A 15,121-nucleotide genomic window follows, 5' to 3' on the forward strand; every position below is an offset into this window, starting at 1 on the left:
CGGGAATTCATGCGCGGAGGTTGTGCGGCAATAGATTTAGAAGTTCGCAAACCGGGGCACCGCGTCGAAGCGAATCGAACGCGGAGAGAACGCGTTCTCAGACGGCGGTGACCCACGCCCGGTACGCCTCGTCGCGGCCGTAGACCGCCTGAAAGACCCGGTCAGCGAAGCCGGCGAGGCGGTTCGCGTCCGAGCGGGCGGTGATGCGGACGTTCGTTCCCTCGGCCTCTTCGGGGCTCTCCAACTGATCGATTCGGAACTCGGGGAACTCCGCGAGCAGCCCCTTGAGCCGGTCGAGTTCCTCGTCGGTCACGTCCATGTTGAACGTCTGGTCGGCGAACTGAACCCACGGGCCGGGGCCCTCGCCGTCAACGTCGGCGAGGCGCTCGGCCTCGATGGTGAGAAAGGCGCTGCCGCGGTCGCGGTGCGCCGACACGGCGTCGGCGAAGAGCTTCCGGCGCTCGCGGGCGGTGTCGGCCTCGAATCGAGTCATGTGGGTTGCTACACCCGGGCGGTACAAAAGCGGCCCGCGTCGGCGCGGTGTGCCTCCGACGGCGACGGCCGAGACGGCCGTCAGCGCGTCAGAACAGCGCGAGAACCGCGGCGAGCGCGAGCGCGCTGATGGTGAGTAGCTGCAGTCCGAGGACGGCGAGCGGAGCCGCGCCCGTCTGTCGCATCGCGTCGAGCCGAACGTCGAGACCGAGCCCGACGAACGCGAGCGCGAACAGGGCGTCGCTGGCGGTGCCGACGGTCGCGAGCGTTGCATCCGAGAGCAGGCCGAGGTTAGCGACGGCGGCGACGGCGACGAAGCCGACGAGGAACCGCGGGACCCCGTCAAAGACGGCGCGCAGACCGGTCGCGGCTTCCTCGGCCCGGCCGGCGTAGCGAACCGCGTAGGCGACGGCGACGAAGCCGAGCATGGAGTTGCGCGCGAGTTTGGTCACGGTCGCCCAGCGGCCCGCCACTTCGGAGTGGGCGAAGCCGGCCGCGGTGACGGGACCGGTGCTGAACATGCTCAGACCGGCCCAGATACCGAACTGACGGCCGGACAGCGGAAGCAGGTCACCGGCGATGGGGAACGCGGCGAGCGTGAGCGCGTCGAACAGGAGGACCGCGGCGACGACGTGGGTGAGGGACTCGCCGTCGGCGTCGATGGTGCCGGCGATGGCGGTGGCCGCGGAGACGCCGCAGACGCTCGCGCCGGCCGCGAGAAGCGACCCGGTCTTGTCGTCGAGGCCGAACACCTGTCCGGCGACGGCCTCGACGAGGAGGACGCCCGCGGCGACGGTGACGACGACGAGCGCGACCAGCACGGGGCCGGAGGCGACGAGTTCGTCGATTGCGATGCGAGCGCCGAGCAGGACAATACCCGTCTCGAGGAGGAGCTTCTGCGTGTCGACGCCGGGTCGCGCCCAGTCGGGGACGCCGACCGTGTTGGCGACGACGGCCCCGAAGAGGACGCCGAGCAAGAGCGCGTTGACGCCGGGAACGAAGCCGGCGACGAGCGCCGCCGCCCCCGCGAGGGCGACGAGGAGGGTGACGCCCGGGGCGAGTCGTGCGAGCCGGCCGACGCCGGCGTCCGAGTTCTCCCCGGCGCTCACGGCCCAAGCGCCACGAGGACAGTCACGACGACGAGTCCGAGGGCAGTCGCGCGCCAGCCGCGTTCGAGCGTACACCACAGACCGTACGCGCGCTCGACGGCTGTCGCGCCGAGCGCGTCGCGCATGAGGGACGAATCGCGCATTTACTGGTGCCACGAGAGCCGCGCCGTTGAACGTGTCGCTTCCGTCTGCGAAACCGGCAACAAAAACCTCGAACACCGCGGTGGGACGACCGTGAGAGCTGTAGAACGACGAACAAAGAGCAATATTTTCTTGTTCCTCTGACCATCGATGTCGCAGAACTCAGTACGTATCTTCAACACTATATGCTCTCGCCGGATGGGGTCAGATATGGCAAAGCGCATCCTCTTGCTCGGAGCGCCGGGCGCAGGTAAGGGCACACAGTCGAAGCGACTCGCCGAGACCTACGGCGTCGAACACGTCACCACGGGCGACGCGCTGCGCGCGAACAAGGACATGGAGACCGAGTACGGGACGCCCCGTTCGTTCATGGAGAAGGGCGAACTCGTCCCCGACGCGGTCGTCAACGAAATCGTCGAGGCCGCGCTGAAGGACGCCGACGGCTACGTCCTCGACGGCTACCCGCGGAACCTCTCGCAGGCGGAGTACCTCACCGAAATCACCGACCTCGACGCGGTCATCTACCTGAAGGTCGCCGAATCCGAACTCGTCGAGCGCCTCACCGGCCGCCGCGTCTGCGACGACTGCGGCACGAACTTCCACGTGAAGTTCAACCAGCCCGAGGAGGAGGGCGTCTGCGACGACTGCGGCGGCGAACTCGTCCAGCGCGACGACGACACCGAAGAGACGGTCCGCGAGCGCCTGTCGGTGTTCAAGGAGAACACCGAGCCGGTCATCGAACACTACCGCGACGAGGGCGTCCTCGTCGAGGTCGACGGCGAACAGACCCCGGACGAGGTCTTCGAGGACGTTCAGGCCGTCATCGACGACGCGTAAGCGCGCACTCGGAACGACGTTTTTCACCGACTATACTCGGAGCGCCGGCGCTGTCGCCGGCGCGCTCGCTCTCGTCTCCAGAGTAAAACCTTGATAACAGCCGGTTGCTAAAGGGGCGGTAATGGCACGAATCGAATCTCGGGTGCGCGACCTCGTCGGCTCCGACGCCGACATGCGCGCCGCCGTCGAAACCGTCCTCGACCGGGCGGACGACGGAGAAGTCGAGTGGGCCGACGTTCGCGACGAGCTCACGAGCGGCCAGTGGGGCCGCCTCATCGAGAAAGGTATCCTCGTCGATGGCGACGAGGGGTTCCGGCTCGCCGACGCGGCGGAGACCCGCGCCGGCCTCGAAGACGACACGTCCGACTCCGGCGACTCGTCGTCGTCCTCGTCGGCCGACATCGACACCGGCGACTCCTCGTGGTCGAAGTACGACAAGGGCGCGGCCGTCGTCACCGTCGGCCTGTTCCTCGGCTACTCGGTCGCCGAGGTTCGGAACGTCATCGGCGGCGTGATGGACGTGGCGCTCGGCCCGCTGGCCGACATGCTCCCGTTCTACGCCGTCGTGATGGTCCTCGCGCTCGCGACCGGCCTCTACTCCACGCTCCTGCAGGCGAACCTCATGGACATGGAGAAGATGGGCATGTATCAAGAGCGGATGAAGGACATCCAACAGCGACAGAAAGACGCCAAGGAGCGCGGCGACGACGCGGCGCTCGAGAAGATTCAAGAAGAGCAGATGGAGGCGATGGGCGACCAGATGGGCATGTTCAAAGAGCAGTTCCGCCCGATGGTCTGGATCATGTTCCTCACCATCCCGGTGTTCCTCTGGATGTATTGGGCCATCGGCGTCGGCGGGGGCTCCGACCCGCACATCGTCACCGAGAATATCGTGCTCCCGCTCGTCGGGTCCGTCGAGTGGAAGCAGGGAGTCATCGGTCCCATGCAGGCGTGGATTGTCTGGTACTTCCTCTGCTCGATGGGCTTCACCCAGATCATCCGCAAGAGCCTGAACATCGACATGTCGCCGTCGGCGTCGTAAGCCGACCCGAGCGACTCGAACCGACTCCGTTTCTCTCTCCGTTTCCGCGTCTCACCAGCCTCGGTTCTCTCGCACTCACCCCGTGAGAAGCTTCCGCAGGGGTCGTCGGCAACGATAACACCTTTTAGCCGACCGCACACAGCATGGATATGTTACTGACCGTCTCCGGACCACCGGGCAGCGGGAAAAGCACGACCGCCGCCGCGCTCGCCGAGGCGTTCGACCTCGAACACATAAGCGGCGGGGACATCTTCCGCGAGCTCGCCGCCGAGCGCGACATGACCGCCGTCGAGTTCAACAAACTCGCCGAGGAGGACGACCAGATCGACCGCGACCTCGACCGCCGCCTCCGCGACATCGCCCTCGACCGCGACGACGTGCTCCTCGAATCTCGCCTCGCCGGCTGGCTCGCCGGCGACGCCGCCGACCTCCGTTTTTGGCTCGACGCCCCCGTCGACGTTCGCGCCGAGCGCATCGCCGACCGCGAGGACAAAGCGCCCGACATCGCCCGCGAGGAGACGACGACCCGCGAGGCGAGCGAGGCCAAGCGGTACGACGCGTACTACGACATCAACATCACGGACCTCTCTATCTACGATATCGCGCTCAACACTGCCCGCTGGGGCCCTGACGAGGTGACCGCCATCTGCATCGCTGCGGTCGACTCCTACGACCCCGAGGCCGACGAGGGCAAGTACCCCGTCGACGGCGTCCGTTACGACTTCTGACTATGCTCCGAGACCCGCCCGAACACCGGAGCGTCGACGACCTGCTTTCGTTCGGCGTCGTCAACCTCGACAAGCCGCCGGGGCCGTCGGCCCACCAAGTCACCGGCTGGGTCCGCGACATGGCCGACGTCGACCGTGCCGCCCACTCTGGAACGCTGGACCCGAAGGTGACCGGCTGTCTGCCGACTCTCCTCGGCGACGCGACCCGCATGGCGCAGGTGTTCCTCGAAGGCTCGAAAGAGTACGTCTCCGTGCTCGAACTCCACGGGCCCGCGCCGGCCGACATCGACTCGACCGTCGCCGAGTTCGAATCGAAGCTCTACCAGAAGCCCCCGCGGAAGTCCGCCGTCTCGCGCCGCCTCCGCGTCCGCGAGGTGTACGACCTCGACCTCCTCGAAGTGAAAGACAGACAGGCGCTCCTGCGCATCCGCTGCGAGTCGGGGACGTACATCCGAAAGCTGTGTCACGACCTCGGCCTCGCGCTCGGCACCGGCGGCCACATGGGCCACCTGCGCCGGACCGCGACCGACCCCTTCGACGACGCGGACCTCGTGACGCTCCACGACCTCACAGACGCCCTCGCGTTCGCCGAGGAGGGCGACGAGTCGTGGCTCCGCGACGTGGTCTCACCCGCCGAGCGGGCGCTATCGCACCTCCCGTCCGTGACCATCGCCAACAGCGCGGCCCGCGAGGTCGCCAACGGCGCGCCCGTCTACGCGCCCGGGGTCTTCGACGTTGATACCGACGCCTCCCGCGGCGACCTCGTCGCCTGCTTCACCGACGACGGCTCGGCCGTCTGTCTGGGCGAACTCGTCGGCGACGCCGACGCCGACTCGGGGACGGTCGTCTCGCTGGAAGCCGTGTTGGTCTGAGGCCGCTTCGCGCTACTTTCTCCGACGTTTTTTCTCCGCGTCCGCGAGCGTCTCCGCCTGTTCGTTGACCGACGCGACCTCTCGTTTCGCGTCCGATTTGTCGAGGTCGTAGACGTAGCGCCACGACGCCAGTGGGTAACCGTGCGACTCCTCGGGGCGGTCCGCCGCCGGTTCGGACTCGCCACCGCGGCGAATCGACCACCACCGGGCGCCCGCGACGCCCAACGCGAGGAGGACGAGGAGCATCGCGACGAACGGGAGGAGTCCGATCGGGACGCTCTGGAGGGACGTGAGCATACGTTGTCATTACTTCCGAGGTGGCAAAAGCGTACTCGTGGAGTGGAATCGGTTTCGTGGCACCGTTCGAACCGCACGACGACGGTGCGATACCGTGGCACGGCAGCCCTTCGCGTCGCCGCGACGAAACGAAGGGCTTAACCGCGAGACACGCGTCGCTTTGAATGCACCCCGGGACCGTGGGGTAGTGGTATCCTCTGCCGATGGGGTCGGTAGGACCTGAGTTCGACTCTCAGCGGTCCCATACCACCTTTTTACTTCGTTGACTGTCGCTCGGAGAGCGACAGTCTCCTCGCAAAAATCTGGACCAAAAACGTCCCACGAGGGCTCGCTTCGCTCGCCTCGCGGTGCAGTAGCCAAACGGCGGCTGACAAAAATTTCGTGGTGACTCCGAGCGTGACACGGTGTGACTTTCCGTCACACCCAGCAACAACCACCAAAAAATCGGCCGAGAACCGCTACTCAGGTCGAGACGGCATCGCAGGTCCAGCCGGGGTCGCTCCCCGTCCGCCGGATGAGGTCCGCGCGGCACGCCGGACAGTAGTCGGGGACCGTCGTTTCGCCCCGCGGGACATAGACGCCACCGCCGCATTCCACGCACGCATCGGCGACGACTGTGGTGCAGTCCGCACACAGGTTGAAGTCGTCAACCGTGAGGTCGCGCAGCACTTCGAGCTTTTTGTCCAGGATGTACTCGTCGATAACCGCCTGACAGCTGTGGCACGGCTTCATAGCGATACAGCGTGTCAATTGAGACCATGGAACATATACCTGTCGTCGTCGGTGTCTCTTGTCGGAGAATATCAGTCGGGCCGGAGGCTCACCGATGCCGGATATGCCACGTTTGCACGCGAGCGGCGCTAGCGCGGCCGGTGCGAACGTGTTTCACAGAAATCATAAATAACTCGGTGACGAGTTAGTATTTGCTGCTGTCAGAGGCACATCAGGGCGACAAGCGAAATCACCCGCCCTCTACCCACCATTCATTCTCTCTCGGCTATCGATTCGAGCCGACGGGACGGAGAATCGACTGTCCGAGCGACTACCGGGGCGGACCGGACCTCAACTCCGCGTTCCCGTGTCGGGGAGACGATCTCCGTACATCTCAGCGAGCAGCGCCTCCGTCGCCCGGTGGGCCCCCACGAGAACGACTACACTCGCGACGATAGTCGCGATCGACTGGGGCGTCGAAAGCAGTCCGAGCGAGACGATGAGCGTCGTCGCACAGGCCGGCGGGTGGACCGCGTCGAGTTCGACCATTCCCCAGCCCGTCGCGGCGACCGAGACCGCCCCGCTCGTGACGAGTCGCAGCGTGTCCGTCGACGCGGCCGAGAGCGACGGGGCCAGCGTCACGCCGGGGGCGACGAGCGCGTAGGCCGCGAAGCCGACGACGGCACCGACGGCGTGGCCGCCGACGATGCGAGACGGGCGGGAGTGCCCGCCCCGACGGCGGAACGCGAGGACGAACGCCGTGGGTCCGAGGCTCGGAAAGACGAACGGCTCGCCGGTCGCCCACGCGACGCCGCCGAGTGCGGCGACGAGCAGGCCGGCGGAGAGCCCCGTTTCGAGACCGCGTCGAGACATGTGACACGCTCTGTCGACGCGGCGTGAAAACGGTGTCTAACTCTGACCGAATCGAACCGGTACCGTGGGACTCGTCGACAGATACCGCGTGCTCCGCACGCCCACGTTGAAGTGCGGCCGCGACGACGGACGGGGTATGTCCGGAGCCGCGTTTCTCGAAGGCGACCGCGTCGAACTCAGAACCGTCGAGTCGGAGCACGTCGAGTTCCTCCACGAGACGGTCAACGACCCGCGGGTTCGACGGGGAATCGCCGCCGCCGACCCCGTGACGCGCGCGGCAGAGCGCGAGTGGGCCGAGTCGCGCGGCGACGGCGACGACATCAGTTTCGTCGTCTCGGTCGGCGGCGACCCGGTCGGGACTATCGGCCTCAAGCCGCCGAACGTCGTCACCGGGGCGGCCGAGGTCGGCTATCTCGTCGCGCCCGACCACTGGGGCAACGGCTACGCGACGGACGCGCTGCGGACGCTCTGCGGCTACGCCTTCGGCGAGCGTCGGCTCAACAAACTGTACGCGAACGCCTACGAGACGAACCCGGCGTCGACCCGCGTGCTGGAGAAAGCCGGCTTCGAACGCGAGGGCGTCCACCGAGAACAGGGGTTCGTCGACGGGGAACACGTCGACGTGCTTCGATACGGTCGGCTCGCCGACGAGTGGCGAGACGAAGAGAAAGCCCGTGGCGCCGAAAGCGAGGTCGGAGGCGACGCCGACGGGTGGATATAGCCTAAATCCAGCCCTCTTGGGCGAGGAGTTCGCCGTTGAGGACCGACGCGCCGGCCGCGCCGCGAATCGTGTTGTGCGCGAGGCAGTTGTACTTCACGCCGTGCTCGGTGGCCTGGATGCCGCCGGCGGAGATCTGCATGCCGTCGCCGCGCTCGCGGTCGAGGCGGGGCTGCGGCCGGAAGTTGTCCTCGAAGACGTGGATGAGCTGTTCGGGTGCGCTCGGGAGGTCGACGCCGGGGTACTCGCGCATCGCGGCCGCGACGTCCTCGGGGGAGGCGTCGTCGGCGAGGTCGGCGAAGACGCTCTCGAGGTGGCCGTCGAGCGTCGGGATGCGGTTACACGAGGCGTTGACCTCCGCGCCGTGGAGCGCGACTTCCGCGCCGTCGAACGAGCCCAGAAGCTTGCGGGACTCCGTCTCCATCTTCTCTTCTTCGCCGCCGATGTGCGGGATGGCGTTATCGATGATTTCCATCGAGGTAACGCCGTCGTAGCCCGCGCCGGAGACGGCCTGCAGGGTCGTGACGTCGACGCGTTCGAGGCCGAACTGGTCGAGCGCGGCGAGCGTCGGGACCATCGTGATGGTCGAGCAGTTCGGGTTCTTCACGAGCGCGCCGTCCCAGCCGCGCTCGTCGCGCTGGACCTCGATGAGGTCGAGGTGCTCCGGATTAATCTCCGGAATCGTGAGCGGCACGTCGGGTGCCATGCGGTCGTTCGAGGAGTTCGAGGAGACGACGTAGCCCGCCTCGAGGAACTCGGGTTCGACCTCGGCGGCGACCGACGACGGGAGCGACGAAAACAGGAGGTCGATGTCGTCGGGCACGTCCGCGGGGTCGGTGCTGCCGACTTCCATCGCGGCCACGTCGTCCGGGATGGGGGTGTTGACGCGCCACTTCGCGGCCTCGTCGTATCGCTTGCCCGCGCTCGACTCGCTCGCGGTCAGCGCCGCGAGTTCGAACGTCGGGTGGTCTTCGAGGAGCTGGATGAATCGCTGTCCGACTGCGCCGGTTGCACCGAGGATGCCGACTCGTACTGCCATTACCCGTGTCGTAGTGTGGCACACGCATAAGGCCGTTTGGATTTGAACCAGTATTCGCGGCGTATAGTGCCAGAGAAGTGTAAGCTCGGCCGTTCTATCACGGTCGAACACGTAAATCGTCGTCTGTCGAATCGGCCACCGACGTGCGTTGGTAAAATCGATAGAATAACGTGCGGTTCCCTGAAAGACTACCGCAAATGTTCAGCAAGGTTCTCGTCGCCAACCGAGGCGAGATCGCGGTGCGCGTCATGCGCGCCTGCGAGGAGCTCGGAGTCCGAACCGTCGCCGTCTACAGCGAGGCGGACAAACACGGCGGGCACGTGCGGTACGCCGACGAGGCGTACAACATCGGTCCCGCCCGTGCGGCCGATTCCTACCTCGACCACGAGTCGGTCATCGAGGCCGCGCGGAAGGCCGACGCCGACGCTATCCACCCCGGCTACGGCTTCCTCGCGGAGAACGCCGCGTTCGCCCGGAAGGTCGAGGAGTCCGAGTTCAAGTGGGTCGGCCCGTCGGCCGACGCCATGGAGCGCCTCGGCGAGAAGACGAAGGCCCGCGCGCTCATGCAGGACGCCGACGTACCGGTCGTCCCCGGCACGACCGAACCCGCCGACTCCGCCGAGGACGTGAAGGCCGTCGCCGACGAGTTCGGCTACCCGGTCGCCATCAAGGCCGAGGGCGGCGGCGGCGGCCGCGGCTTGAAGGTCGTCCACTCCGAGGACGAGGTCGACGAGCAGTTCGAGACGGCAAAGCGCGAGGGCGAGGCGTACTTCGACAACGCCTCGGTCTACGTCGAGAAGTACCTCGAAGCGCCGCGCCACATCGAGGTGCAGATTCTCGCCGACGAGCACGGCAACGTCCGCCATCTCGGCGAGCGCGACTGCTCGCTCCAGCGCCGTCACCAGAAGGTCATCGAGGAGGCCCCGTCGCCGGCGCTGTCCGACGACCTCCGCGAGCGCATCGGTGAGGCCGCCCGCCGCGGCGTCCGCGCCGCCGACTACACCAACGCCGGCACCGTGGAGTTCCTCGTCGAGGACGGCGAGTTCTACTTCATGGAGGTCAACACGCGCATCCAGGTCGAACACACCGTCACCGAGGAAGTGACGGGCCTCGACGTGGTGAAGTGGCAACTGCGCGTCGCCGCCGGCGAGGAACTCGACTTCTCGCAGGACGACGTGGAAATCGAGGGCCACTCGATGGAGTTCCGAATCAACGCCGAGGCCCCCGAAAAGGAGTTCGCGCCCGCGACGGGCACGCTCGCGACCTACGACCCGCCGGGCGGCATCGGCGTCCGCATGGACGACGCCGTCCGCCAGGGCGACGAAATCGGCGGCGACTACGACTCGATGATAGCCAAACTCATCGTCACCGCCTCGGACCGCGAGGAGGTCCTCGCCCGGGCCGAGCGCGCGCTCGCCGAGTTCGACATCGAGGGGCTCCGCACGGTCATCCCGTTCCACCGCCTCATGCTCACCGACGAGGCGTTCCGCGAAGGGAGCCACACGACGAAGTACCTCGACGAGGTGCTCGACCGCGACCGCATCCAGGCCGCCGTCGAGCGCTGGTCGCCCGAGGCCGTCGCCGACGATGACGACGACGACGAGGTCACGGAACGCACCTTCACCGTCGAGGTCAACGGCAAGCGCTTCGAGGTCAGCCTCGAAGAGCGCGGCGCGCCCGCCATCCCGGTCGGGAACGCGTCCGCGGGCAAATCTAACTCCGCCGGCCCGCGCAAGCGCCGCGACGACGGCGGAAACGACGACTCCCAGCAGATTATCGAGGGCGACGGCGAGTCCGTCACCGCCGAGATGCAGGGGACTATCCTCTCTGTCGAAGTCGAGGAGGGCGACGAGGTCGAACCCGGCGACACCGTCTGCATCCTCGAAGCCATGAAGATGGAAAACGACGTGGTCGCCGAGCGCGGCGGCACCGTCTCGCAGGTCCTCGTCTCCGAGGGCGACAGCGTCGACATGGGCGACGTGCTGCTCGTCCTCGAATAGTCCTGCGGCCCGAAGCGACGCTCGAACCGCGAACCTCTTTTCCCGTGCGCTGGTACCGACCTCCATGAGCGACACGCGACGCGCCCTCCTGGACGCACTCGCCGAGGGCCCCGTCTCCGGGCCCGACCTCGCCGACCGACTGGGCGTCTCCCGCGCCGCGGTCTGGAAGCACGTCGAGTCACTCCGCGACGAGGGGTTCGGCGTCGAGAGCGCCGGCGACGGCTACGTCGTCACCGACGTACCGGAGTACGGCGGCCCGGCAATCGAGTACGGTCTCGACGCCGACTACGACGTGGAGTTCCACGAGACGCTCGACTCCTCGAACGACCGCGCCCGCGCCCTCGCCGCCGAGGGCGCGAGCGACGTGGTCATCGTCGCCCGCCAGCAGACCGCCAGTCGAGGCAGGAAAAATCGGGAATGGTCCGCGCCCGACGGCGGCGTCTGGATGAGCCTGCTCGTCCGCCCGGACGAACCGCCGGCGTACGTCCCGCTGTACACGCTGGCGATGGCCGTCGCCGTCTGCGACGCGGCGCGCGAGGCCGGGGTGGACGCGAGCATCAAGTGGCCGAACGACGTTATCGTGAGCGAAGCGAACGATAACTCGTCGGGCGCGTCAGCGTCCGACGGTGTCTCCGCGAGCGAAGCGAGTGGCGGTTCGTCTACGAATGCAGACGATGTTTCCGCGAACGAAGTGAGCGGAGGTTCACCGGCTCACGCCGGTGGCAGTTCGAAAAACTCCGACACGCCCGTAGACACCGACACGCCCGCCGACCGCGGCTACCGGAAGCTCTGCGGCATCCTCACCGAGATGGAAGGCGAGGCCGACCGGGTCTCGTGGCTCGTCATCGGCCCCGGAATCAACGTCAACCTCGACCCCGCGGCCCTCCCCGAGGGCGCGACGAGCGTCGCCGCCGAGGCCGGTCCCGTCGAGCGCCGCGTGTTCGTCCAGCGGGTGCTCGAACGATTCGACGAACTGCGCGGCGACCTCGACGCGGTCCTCCCCGCGTGGCGCGAGCGGGCGGACACGCTCGGCAGACGGGTCCGCGTCCACACCGCGAGCGGCGTCATCGAGGGGGACGCAATCGACGTCGAACACCCCGGCACGCTCGTCGTCCGAACCGACGAGGGCGAAAAACGAGTCCACGCCGGCGACTGCGAACACCTGCGCCCGGCCGACGGCGGGCGCTGAGACCGCGATCGAACCCGCACCAGCGTTCGGCTAGTTCACTAGTCCGCTATTCCCCGCCGTCCGCCGTCGCCGTCGAGTCGGCGGCCGCGTCGGCCTCAGCGGGCGGCTCGGGCGCGGCGTCGTCCGGTACCCCGACGGCGAACTCGTCCGCGTCGTCGCCGCCGCCCTCGATGCGGACGGTCAGGACGGGAACTTTCGACGCCCGAACGACCTTTTCCGCGACCGACCCGAGGAGGAGGCGGTCGATACCGCCGCGGCCGTGAGTCCCCATCACGATGAGGTCGCACCCGCCCCGCTCGGCGAACTCGACGATTTCCCGGCTCGGCGTCCCTTCGAGGACGTGCGTCTCGACGGGGACACCCTGTGACTCGGCCGCGCGCTCGACTTGGTCGAGCGCCGACTCGGCGTCGGCCCGCAACATGTCGTCGAGCCCCTCCCACGACGATTCCATCGGGAGCCCCGCGAAGCTCCCCGCGTTCACCACGTACACCCCGTGGAGTTCCGCATCGTGGACGGCCGCTAAGGCCGCCGCATGGACTGCGACGCGCTCGGAACCGGCGGAGCCGTCGATGGGAACGATGATTCGGTCGTACAACACCATGACACTTGATAACATTTTCTCGGGGTCGGTAATAACCCTTTGCTACGGGAGGAGTACTGCGAGAATAGGTCAGCGTCCGTGAGCGTTCTGCGGCCCGTTGGGAGCGAATTCTGGAGGAGAGGGCGTCGCCCGCTCTCAGAGATACACGTCTTTCACGTCCGCCTGCCCGGCGCGGCGGACGACGGCGCGGACCACGTTCTCGACGCCCGCGAGGTTGTCCGTGTCGCCGTCGAGGACCAGAAGCTTGGCGTCGCGGCCCTCCTCGACGAGGCCGTAGTTCAGCCCGGCGATGTCGGCCCCGTTGACGGTCGCCATACGGAGGACCTCGGCGGCGGAAACGTCCGCCAGCTTGGAGGTGAACTCCATCTCGCGGAACATCGAGGGGCTGTTGAGCATCACGTTGTCCGTGCCGAGCGCGACGGTGGTGCGGTCGACCAGTTCGCGAATGGGCGCGACGCCCGCGTCGGTGACGAGGTTCGACCGCGGGCAGATGACGATGGGTATCTCGCTGTCCTCGACGCGTTCGAGGTGGAGCGCCTCGGGGTGGACCATGTGGACGAGGAAGTCCGGTTCGAGGTCCAACGCGGCGTTGATGTCGTGGGCGTCGCGCTCGCCCGCGTGGATGCCGAACAGTTTTCCGGCGGCCTCGGTCGCGTTCCGGAGCGCGCCGAACTCGCCGTCCCGCGCGCCCGACGCGCCGAAGCCATCGGCGATTTCCATCGCGTCCGCCGTCTCGCGTCCGAAGACGACCGCCTCGATGTCGCGCCCGTCGAGCGCCTGCCGGATGACGTCGACGCCCTCGACGCCGCCCTCGCGGAACTCCAGACACGCGGCCGTGCCGCCGGCCTCCATCATCCGGAGCGACCGGTGCATCGCGGCGGCTTTCTCCTCGGTGCTGGCCGCGCGGAGGAGCCGGTGTTTCAGCCCGTCCGGCGGCGCGACGAGGTCGTCGAGCGACAGCCCCTCGCCGGCCTCCTTGGCGATGGAGTCGCCGAGGTGGGTGTGGGCGTTGACGAACGCCGGGAGGATGATATCCGTCGAATCGGTCGCCGTCTCCTCGATTGCGGTTATCGTGCCGTCCTCGACGACGACCCGCCCCTCGACCGGGTCGAAGTCGCGGCCGCGGAGTATCGTACCCTCGAGTTGCATCGCTCTCGAATGCGTCTCGGCGGTGCTTGAACCTCCCGTCTCGGGACAGCGGCTACTCGAACTCGTCGAGCGTCGCGTTGAGGCCGCTTCTGACCTCGGCGACGAGCGCGCCGTCCACGTCGAGGCCGAGCACGTCGGCGGCCGCGCGGCCGACCCGCTCTGTCTCCTCGCGCGGGGCGTAGACGCCGAGTCGCCACTGCTGTTCCTGTGCGGTCCGGAGCGCCTGCACGAGCGGCGACTCGCGCTCCAACTGCCGAATCTCGCCGTTGACCATCACCCGCGACGACGACTCGGTCATCGACGGGCGCGAGGGAACGTCGAGGATGACCGACTCGGGCGACACGTCGGCGGCGTCGGCGATGTCCCGCTCGAACGCCGCGAGCGCGTCGTGTTCGGCGTCGATAATCGAGTCGGGGACGTTCGGCAACTCCGCCCAGACGGCACGCTTGTAGAGGTCGCGGGTGGCCAGCCGCTCGGCGAAGGCGCTCGTCGAGTCGGTGAGTTTGAGCGCGACGAGCAGGTCGGGGTCGTCCATTCGACGGAGTTCCTCGGCGTCGATGTCGGGTTCCTCGAGCAGTCGCTCCGACGCGCGCCGGAGCATCGCCTTCGAGATGCGTGCGACGTGGTGCTGGTAGACTGTCGGGTTCATGAGCGCGCGGGCGAGCAGGAGCGATTCGGCGGTCTGGACGTTCCCCTCCGCGAGGACCAGCTCGCCGTCGACGAACGTCAGTTCCCGAATCAGGCGCTCGTGGTCGATGGTGCCGTAGGGGACGCCGGTGTGGTGGGCGTCGCGGACGAGGTAGTCCATCCGGTCTACGTCCAACTCCCCGGAGACGAGTTGGCCGAACTCGCCGTCCCCCTCGACCAAGGCGGCCACGCGCTCGGGGTCTAACCCTTCGGCCTCCAGCGTCTCGCCGACGGTTCCGCGGGCGACGAGTCCCTCCACGTCGTCGTGGTACTTGCCGGTGTGACGGTGGGTCACGTCCTCGATATTGTGGCTATAGGGACCGTGGCCCACGTCGTGGAGGAGCGCCGCGGCCTCGACGTGAGCGGCGGCGTCGCCTTCGATGCCGAGATGCGAGAGGGCGCGAGAGGCGAGGTGGTAGACGCCGAGGCTGTGTTCGAACCGCGTGTGGTTCGCCGAAGGGTAGACCAGTTGGACGGTTCCCAACTGCTTGATGCGCCGGAGTCGCTGCATCTCCGGCGTATCGAGGAGGGCTTCGGCCGCGCCCTCGACCTCGATGTGGTCGTGGACGCTGTCCTTGATGGTCGTCATTGTGGGTGAATCGGCCGCCATCGGTGAAAAAGGGTCGGACGGTGGTG

General features: G+C 67.6%; 17 protein-coding genes and 1 tRNA gene. 8 read left to right on the forward strand and 10 right to left on the reverse strand.

The window, feature by feature from the left end; genetic code table 11:
• Positions 1 to 97: 97 nt before the first annotated feature.
• The 3 genes from AM590_RS11390 to AM590_RS20515 form a co-directional block, all read right to left on the reverse strand.
• A complete protein-coding gene (locus AM590_RS11390; RefSeq protein WP_058827574.1) occupies positions 98 to 493 on the reverse strand; it encodes a hypothetical protein in 396 nt (131 codons plus the stop codon).
• A gap of 88 nt (positions 494 to 581) precedes the next feature.
• Positions 582 to 1,601 carry a YeiH family protein gene (locus AM590_RS11395; protein WP_058827575.1) on the reverse strand — a complete coding sequence of 340 codons (1,020 nt, stop codon included), beginning with the start codon at positions 1,599 to 1,601 and terminating at the stop codon, positions 582 to 584.
• The gene (locus AM590_RS20515; RefSeq protein ID WP_157575461.1) at positions 1,598 to 1,744 is read right to left on the reverse strand and encodes a hypothetical protein; all 147 of its coding nucleotides are present in this window, start codon (positions 1,742 to 1,744) and stop codon (positions 1,598 to 1,600) included. Before AM590_RS20515 ends, AM590_RS11395 begins: the two co-directional genes overlap by 4 nt.
• Before the next feature lie 208 nt (positions 1,745 to 1,952).
• Here AM590_RS20515 and AM590_RS11400 point away from each other — a divergent pair, with 208 nt between their 5' ends.
• From AM590_RS11400 to AM590_RS11415, 4 genes are all read left to right on the forward strand, one after another.
• Positions 1,953 to 2,579, forward strand: a complete 627-nt coding sequence (locus AM590_RS11400; RefSeq protein WP_058827576.1) for an adenylate kinase — start codon at positions 1,953 to 1,955, stop codon at positions 2,577 to 2,579.
• Positions 2,580 to 2,700: 121 nt separating this feature from the next.
• Positions 2,701 to 3,621, forward strand: coding sequence for a DUF106 domain-containing protein (locus tag AM590_RS11405; RefSeq protein ID WP_058827577.1), 921 nt, complete (start codon positions 2,701 to 2,703; stop codon positions 3,619 to 3,621).
• A 149-nt stretch (positions 3,622 to 3,770) separates the two neighbouring features.
• A complete protein-coding gene (gene cmk, locus AM590_RS11410) occupies positions 3,771 to 4,349 on the forward strand; it encodes a (d)CMP kinase (protein ID WP_058827578.1) in 579 nt (192 codons plus the stop codon).
• Between the two features lie 2 nt (positions 4,350 to 4,351).
• Positions 4,352 to 5,221 carry an RNA-guided pseudouridylation complex pseudouridine synthase subunit Cbf5 gene (locus tag AM590_RS11415; RefSeq protein ID WP_058827579.1) on the forward strand — a complete coding sequence of 290 codons (870 nt, stop codon included), beginning with the start codon at positions 4,352 to 4,354 and terminating at the stop codon, positions 5,219 to 5,221.
• Between the two features lie 12 nt (positions 5,222 to 5,233).
• Here AM590_RS11415 and AM590_RS11420 read toward each other — a convergent pair whose 3' ends face one another.
• Entirely contained in the window at positions 5,234 to 5,518 is a 285-nt protein-coding gene (locus AM590_RS11420; RefSeq protein ID WP_058827580.1) for a hypothetical protein, read from the reverse strand.
• Positions 5,519 to 5,691: 173 nt separating this feature from the next.
• Here AM590_RS11420 and AM590_RS11425 point away from each other — a divergent pair.
• Positions 5,692 to 5,762 (forward strand) — tRNA-Pro (locus AM590_RS11425).
• A gap of 218 nt (positions 5,763 to 5,980) precedes the next feature.
• On the opposite strand, the gene AM590_RS11430 is transcribed toward AM590_RS11425, so the two are convergent.
• Positions 5,981 to 6,250 (reverse strand): hypothetical protein, encoded by a 270-nt coding sequence (locus AM590_RS11430; RefSeq protein WP_004042445.1) that lies wholly within the window; start codon positions 6,248 to 6,250, stop codon positions 5,981 to 5,983.
• A gap of 330 nt (positions 6,251 to 6,580) precedes the next feature.
• Positions 6,581 to 7,102, reverse strand: a complete 522-nt coding sequence (locus AM590_RS11435) for an HPP family protein (RefSeq protein ID WP_058827581.1) — start codon at positions 7,100 to 7,102, stop codon at positions 6,581 to 6,583.
• Positions 7,103 to 7,238: 136 nt separating this feature from the next.
• Between AM590_RS11435 and AM590_RS11440 the strand changes: the two genes are divergently transcribed.
• Positions 7,239 to 7,823 (forward strand): GNAT family N-acetyltransferase, encoded by a 585-nt coding sequence (locus AM590_RS11440; RefSeq protein WP_058827735.1) that lies wholly within the window; start codon positions 7,239 to 7,241, stop codon positions 7,821 to 7,823.
• A gap of 1 nt (position 7,824) precedes the next feature.
• On the opposite strand, the gene asd is transcribed toward AM590_RS11440, so the two are convergent.
• Positions 7,825 to 8,859, reverse strand: coding sequence for an aspartate-semialdehyde dehydrogenase (gene asd / locus AM590_RS11445; protein ID WP_042662103.1), 1,035 nt, complete (start codon positions 8,857 to 8,859; stop codon positions 7,825 to 7,827).
• Positions 8,860 to 9,056: 197 nt separating this feature from the next.
• On the opposite strand from asd, the gene pccA reads away from it, so the two are divergent.
• The gene (pccA, locus tag AM590_RS11450) at positions 9,057 to 10,859 is read left to right on the forward strand and encodes a propionyl-CoA carboxylase biotin carboxylase/biotin-carboxyl carrier subunit (protein WP_058827582.1); all 1,803 of its coding nucleotides are present in this window, start codon (positions 9,057 to 9,059) and stop codon (positions 10,857 to 10,859) included.
• A 64-nt stretch (positions 10,860 to 10,923) separates the two neighbouring features.
• Positions 10,924 to 12,048: a biotin--[acetyl-CoA-carboxylase] ligase gene (locus tag AM590_RS11455; RefSeq protein ID WP_058827583.1), complete on the forward strand. Its 1,125-nt coding sequence runs from the start codon at positions 10,924 to 10,926 to the stop codon at positions 12,046 to 12,048.
• Positions 12,049 to 12,094: 46 nt separating this feature from the next.
• Here the strand turns inward: AM590_RS11455 and AM590_RS11460 are convergent, their stop codons facing one another.
• The 3 genes from AM590_RS11460 to AM590_RS11470 form a co-directional block, all read right to left on the reverse strand.
• The gene (locus AM590_RS11460; RefSeq protein WP_058827584.1) at positions 12,095 to 12,649 is read right to left on the reverse strand and encodes a universal stress protein; all 555 of its coding nucleotides are present in this window, start codon (positions 12,647 to 12,649) and stop codon (positions 12,095 to 12,097) included.
• Positions 12,650 to 12,784: 135 nt separating this feature from the next.
• On the reverse strand, positions 12,785 to 13,798 hold the full coding sequence (locus tag AM590_RS11465) for an amidohydrolase family protein (RefSeq protein ID WP_058827585.1): 1,014 nt from the start codon (positions 13,796 to 13,798) through the stop codon (positions 12,785 to 12,787).
• A 52-nt stretch (positions 13,799 to 13,850) separates the two neighbouring features.
• Positions 13,851 to 15,074, reverse strand: a complete 1,224-nt coding sequence (locus AM590_RS11470; RefSeq protein WP_058827586.1) for an HD domain-containing protein — start codon at positions 15,072 to 15,074, stop codon at positions 13,851 to 13,853.
• Positions 15,075 to 15,121: the final 47 nt, after the last annotated feature.

The organism is Haloferax sp. Q22 (genome assembly GCF_001482285.1).
Classification (GTDB): domain Archaea; phylum Halobacteriota; class Halobacteria; order Halobacteriales; family Haloferacaceae; genus Haloferax.

Coding starts and splice junctions, on each gene's coding strand:
- AM590_RS11390 (WP_058827574.1), bottom strand. CDS start 493: ATGACTCGATTCGAGGCCGACACCGCCCGCGAGCGCCGGAAGCTCTTC.
- AM590_RS11400 (WP_058827576.1), top strand. CDS start 1,953: ATGGCAAAGCGCATCCTCTTGCTCGGAGCGCCGGGCGCAGGTAAGGGC.
- AM590_RS11470 (WP_058827586.1), bottom strand. CDS start 15,074: ATGACGACCATCAAGGACAGCGTCCACGACCACATCGAGGTCGAGGGC.
- AM590_RS11430 (WP_004042445.1), bottom strand. CDS start 6,250: ATGAAGCCGTGCCACAGCTGTCAGGCGGTTATCGACGAGTACATCCTG.
- AM590_RS11405 (WP_058827577.1), top strand. CDS start 2,701: ATGGCACGAATCGAATCTCGGGTGCGCGACCTCGTCGGCTCCGACGCC.
- AM590_RS11415 (WP_058827579.1), top strand. CDS start 4,352: ATGCTCCGAGACCCGCCCGAACACCGGAGCGTCGACGACCTGCTTTCG.
- AM590_RS11440 (WP_058827735.1), top strand. CDS start 7,239: ATGTCCGGAGCCGCGTTTCTCGAAGGCGACCGCGTCGAACTCAGAACC.
- cmk (WP_058827578.1), top strand. CDS start 3,771: ATGTTACTGACCGTCTCCGGACCACCGGGCAGCGGGAAAAGCACGACC.
- pccA (WP_058827582.1), top strand. CDS start 9,057: ATGTTCAGCAAGGTTCTCGTCGCCAACCGAGGCGAGATCGCGGTGCGC.
- AM590_RS11460 (WP_058827584.1), bottom strand. CDS start 12,649: ATGGTGTTGTACGACCGAATCATCGTTCCCATCGACGGCTCCGCCGGT.
- AM590_RS11455 (WP_058827583.1), top strand. CDS start 10,924: ATGAGCGACACGCGACGCGCCCTCCTGGACGCACTCGCCGAGGGCCCC.
- AM590_RS11420 (WP_058827580.1), bottom strand. CDS start 5,518: ATGCTCACGTCCCTCCAGAGCGTCCCGATCGGACTCCTCCCGTTCGTC.
- asd (WP_042662103.1), bottom strand. CDS start 8,859: ATGGCAGTACGAGTCGGCATCCTCGGTGCAACCGGCGCAGTCGGACAG.
- AM590_RS11465 (WP_058827585.1), bottom strand. CDS start 13,798: ATGCAACTCGAGGGTACGATACTCCGCGGCCGCGACTTCGACCCGGTC.
- AM590_RS20515 (WP_157575461.1), bottom strand. CDS start 1,744: ATGCGCGATTCGTCCCTCATGCGCGACGCGCTCGGCGCGACAGCCGTC.
- AM590_RS11435 (WP_058827581.1), bottom strand. CDS start 7,102: ATGTCTCGACGCGGTCTCGAAACGGGGCTCTCCGCCGGCCTGCTCGTC.